This window comes from Bacteroidota bacterium, from assembly GCA_016213405.1.
Taxonomy (GTDB): Bacteria; Bacteroidota; Bacteroidia; order Palsa-948; family Palsa-948; genus Palsa-948.
The window spans coordinates 1-3720 of the sequence record JACRAM010000005.1; the positions used below are offsets into that span (position 1 = coordinate 1).

The window sequence follows — 3720 nt, forward strand, 5'->3', positions numbered from 1 at the left end:
AGAATTTTTCGCACCTGTGAACTGTGTGTTCAAGGCAGGCAGTTTTATTCCTGCTTTGCTCGGATTGTAAGATGTTCCGTATCCTGTGCAAAATGAAATGAGGTCTTCAAAGTTTGCTACATTTTTTGCGTGTCCTGTTTCAGTTGTTGATGCCATAGTATTTTGGTTTTAGAAGTTCAGTTCTGAATAATTATTTTTCCTGTTCCAATTATTTTCTCTGTGTCTTTCAACTGATATAAATACATTCCGTTTGACACATCACTTCTATTCACAATGAGAGAAGAAGAATTACAAGCAATCTTTTTCACCGTTCTTCCGCATAAGTCATAGATAGCAAACTCTAATTCTCCCGATGAAAAGTTTATTCCTGATAATGTAACATTTACATAATCGGTTGAGGGATCAAAGTAAACAAAAACCTGAGCATTGCTGTTGGGATATTCATTAGTTGCTGTGGCAGTAGGAATGGAATAAACCGAAATGTCATCGTTGTATACAGTAAAGTTAGGTATCCCGCTTCCTATGTAAAGCCCGAAATGATCAGAATCATTTCCTCCAGCGCTCAAATTGCCCGTGGCATGTATTATCGCAACATTATCCTGATACAAGGTGACATCGGCATTTGACGGACCAAAGTTATGCGCAATCATGGATAGCTTGAACCATTGATCGAAAGGAAATGGAACCGTGGGGTTATTCTGGTTGAACTGGGTCTGGGTTTGGTGTGAAAAAAGGTTAATCAAGCGATTCGACCCAGAGCCAAGAGTTAACGGTGTAGCCCAGTTGTTCGTTATCGTACCAATAGTGACGGGGCTGAACCATGCGGTTGGTCCAGTCGGCCAAGAAACAGTAGGAATATAAAACCATGCCTCCCAGTAGAAATCGGTCATGCTCAACCATGTCCCTGTATTTGCCGGGTGTCCTGTTTTGAAATTGACATTCCAATATTCTCTGCATTTAATCGCGCCTGAAGGCATATCACCTGAATATTTTCCAGCATAATTTCCGCTATGAACTATGGTTGAAGAAACGCCAATCACACCGTTATCACATAGATCTGTGTTCTCCAGATTGTGGAACTGTGATTGATCTCCTGTCTCAAAATCTGCTGACCAAATTAAAACAGCGCCAGGAGGAGGCTGGCTGAATAATGTTGTACAAAAAGTTACCGAAAGAAATGCAATGATGAGCATTGTGTAGAATTTATTTTTCATTTTGTTTGCGCGCCTTTCAGCGACTTGTAAGTGATTGGTTTTATTTTTGTTGTTGAACTTTTTCATTTGGTTGATTTTTTTATGGTGAATGATGGTTTCTTATTCAATGGTTATTTTATTGACAGAGATAAATTTATTATCATCAGTTGAGAATAGTTTCAGGATATAAATTCCCGATAAAAAATTACTGCGGTCAATAATCGTTTCATTTTTAATATTCCGCGTTTGCATTATCTCCTGTCCAAACAAATTGTAAAGTTTCAAATCCAGATTTTTATTTTTCAATTCTGAACTTGTAATTTGAATTGTTGTTGTTGTTGAAAAAGGATTTGGAAAAATATTTAATGCAGCACCTGATATTGTTTCATGCTGAATTCCAACAACGCCACACCATGCAGGGGCTGTGTTGAAAAACCAGGGACAAGAAAGCGTGTCATTCTGAAAGAAAGTAAGCAGAAGGTTTGCAACTTTTGCCGCACCTGTGGGTACTGAAGGGTGTGTTCCGTCCGTTGTAAAATCTGTCGGGCAGGTCCAAAATACATTTGGGTTTGTTAGTTCAGGTGTGCTTCCATCCGACCACATATAAATGCCATACGAGAGAAAAGGTGAGTTAGCGCCAGGACCCGAATATTGCAATTGCGGGTCACCATTAATTTGGTCTTCAATTACTTTCTTAACTGCCCATCCTGTGTAGTATGCATAAGGTTCAGGATTTAGTGTTGAGGAAGCGTATCTGGCAGATATGCGGCTCGCCATGTAACAGAGTTTTACATTTGGAAAACGCACCTTAATATTATTCATGATTCTTTTATACTGAACAATAAGAGAATCATAATATGGCTGAATTTGTGAACCGGAGGCAGGATTAGCTTCTTTAAACCAGATAACTTCCACCTGACTCGAAGTAACTCCTGCTGTGGCAAGACGTGTATTAATAGTATTCCAATAGGTTGCGTAGTTAGGATTGCTTGGAGTAGAAATAACAGATGCTGTCATGCTTCCTTGTGCGCCATCCACAAAAGTGAGTTTGGGATTTTTGTTTGCATACGCATTTGCCAGTGGAATAAACTGCTGGGTTTCCATGGTGGCGTTTGACATTCCTATGCTGAGCCAGACAATTTTGCCATTAACATTATCAATATTTCCTGTAGCATCGAGCGGAACAACTTGTTGGGCAAGAGATATACCCGCAGCCATGTGTGTGGCGGGACGATAATTAGAGCCGTTGGGATAAAGCCCGCCTGTCCATGTGGCAGCCCATGCATTAACAAAGGAACCAGTTCCCAAATCATTGATGGGTGTTAATCCGCTTGAAGCGGCAGCGCAATTTGCTTGTGCGAAGGCAATCACTGTATCAGCGATTGCCGCTACGAGGAATAAAACTTTTTTCATTGTCGTGAATTTTAAAGGTTAATAATTATATTTAGACCATATAGTCGAATTTACATGAAAAAAATATTTTACGAATCGTTTTTCTTTATTGAATTAATTATCATTTCAGAAATGATTGGTTTTCTTTTTTCAAGCAGTTGAAAGTATTCTTTCTCTGTCATGTTAAAACGTTGAAGTTGCATAGGGATAGCCACAAAAGGGAAAACGCTGAGACAAATCATGTTCAATAATAGAATTCGCACATCAACCCTTTTTATATTTCCAAGCTTGTATTCTCTTTCTACCTGTTGCTTAAATTTTGTCAGATCAAATCCTGCGCTGGTAATAGTCAGTTTAAGAATTTTTTCTTTATTCGTAGCCATTTCTGCAATAATGAATCCACTTGAGGGGTGCTCTTTGAAAAGTATGTCAGTATATGTGTTCATGAAAATAGCAATCTTCTGCAACAAGGGAAAGTTTGAAACAAGAATAGAGTTCACCTTTGGGAATATATTTTTCATTGTAAGATTGAACACCTTGTCAAATAATTTTTCTTTGTTTACAAAATAATAATGCAGCATTGATTTACTTACTCCTGCTTTATCTGCAATTTCCTGCATTCGTGCGCCATGTATACCTCTTTGATGAAACACTTTAATAGCAGAATCAAAGATTTTCTTTTCTGTTTCAGAGTCAAGTTTTTTCCTTCTCATAATCTATATTCGACCAAATGGTCTGCAAATATACATATATTATTTTGATTCCACCAAATCTTTTTTGCGGGTGGGAAGATTTGGCTCTTTTGACTTTGCCCCTGTGGTTGGTTTGTGCGGTTGGGGCAAAGGTAAATGTGCCAAATGTGTGTCGGAAAAAGAAATTTTCAAAAATGTCCCGCTATGTAGCGGGATAAACTCCGCGTGGGTTTTTCTTTTTTTTCTTTTGTCCTGCTGTCAAGTTACTGCGTCAGTGTCTACGGAGAACTGTGTCGTTTTTTAGGGTTGCCACTAACGTTCCGCGCATATTGCGTTGTTGCCGATTTACGAAGCGCAAAATTGTCTGCCGAAACACAAAGCAAAGATATGAAAAACAAAACTCGATGCAAGATTGTAGCGGCAATAACGCAAATGCGTTGTTA

General features: G+C 38.7%; 4 protein-coding genes. All 4 read right to left on the bottom strand.

The features are described from left to right. The coding region (locus HY841_00430) for a hypothetical protein (GenBank protein MBI4929199.1) at positions 1-156 on the bottom strand (156 nt) is incomplete at its 3' end. A 20-nt stretch (positions 157-176) separates the two neighbouring features. Then, positions 177-1280 (bottom strand): T9SS type A sorting domain-containing protein, encoded by a 1104-nt coding sequence (locus HY841_00435; GenBank protein MBI4929200.1) that lies wholly within the window; start codon positions 1278-1280, stop codon positions 177-179. A 33-nt stretch (positions 1281-1313) separates the two neighbouring features. Further along, a complete protein-coding gene (locus tag HY841_00440; protein ID MBI4929201.1) occupies positions 1314-2606 on the bottom strand; it encodes a T9SS type A sorting domain-containing protein in 1293 nt (430 codons plus the stop codon). 68 nt (positions 2607-2674) lie between these two features. Beyond that, positions 2675-3298: a TetR/AcrR family transcriptional regulator gene (locus HY841_00445; GenBank protein ID MBI4929202.1), complete on the bottom strand. Its 624-nt coding sequence runs from the start codon at positions 3296-3298 to the stop codon at positions 2675-2677. Positions 3299-3720: the final 422 nt, after the last annotated feature.

What these genes read in the sequence shown, in the direction of transcription:
- HY841_00435 (MBI4929200.1), bottom strand. Translation starts at nt 1,280, where the DNA reads ATGAAAAAGTTCAACAACAAAAATAAAACCAATCACTTACAAGTCGCT.
- HY841_00445 (MBI4929202.1), bottom strand. Translation starts at nt 3,298, where the DNA reads ATGAGAAGGAAAAAACTTGACTCTGAAACAGAAAAGAAAATCTTTGAT.
- HY841_00440 (MBI4929201.1), bottom strand. Translation starts at nt 2,606, where the DNA reads ATGAAAAAAGTTTTATTCCTCGTAGCGGCAATCGCTGATACAGTGATT.